Source organism: Vibrio sp. 10N.222.48.A3 (genome assembly GCF_041475345.1).
Taxonomy (GTDB): Bacteria; Pseudomonadota; Gammaproteobacteria; order Enterobacterales; family Vibrionaceae; genus Vibrio; species Vibrio tasmaniensis_A.
Window position 1 is genome coordinate 1 of record NZ_JBFRVX010001162.1, and the last position, 391, is coordinate 391.

The 391-nt window shown below is 43.2% G+C and carries 1 protein-coding gene; it reads right to left on the reverse strand.

Annotated elements, in window-relative coordinates; translation table 11 throughout:
* Positions 1-371: VF530 family DNA-binding protein (locus tag AB4653_RS24660; RefSeq protein ID WP_372105547.1), on the reverse strand; the 371-nt coding region annotated here is incomplete at its 3' end.
* Positions 372-391: the final 20 nt, after the last annotated feature.

Genomic DNA, 391 nt, shown 5'->3' on the forward strand with positions numbered 1-391 from the left:
CATGCTGACGCTGCTTTAGCTTGTGATGCTAGAATCGATTCAACCGTTAATTCCATTGGCTCACGAGGTTCTAACCCGTGACGGAATGTACGTGAACGTGGAGGCATCTGGTATTCGATATCAGAAGCTTTAGGCATGCGCTTGAAACGGTAAAGGTAGAAATTCTCTACTTTCTCACGAGCCCACTCTGTTTTCTTCAAGTATTTAACGGCACTTGCTACTGTCGGCTTAGTGTTAAAGCAGTTCATGCGCATTGCTGCATCCAAAATTTCCCAACCGTAATGATCCACTAATTCGTTGATCATAGTTTCAAGCTTTAAGCCATGCAGTGGGTTGTTTTGTTGCAGTTCGATTCTTTCTTCTTCAGTCATAACATTACCTTTTCCAAGGC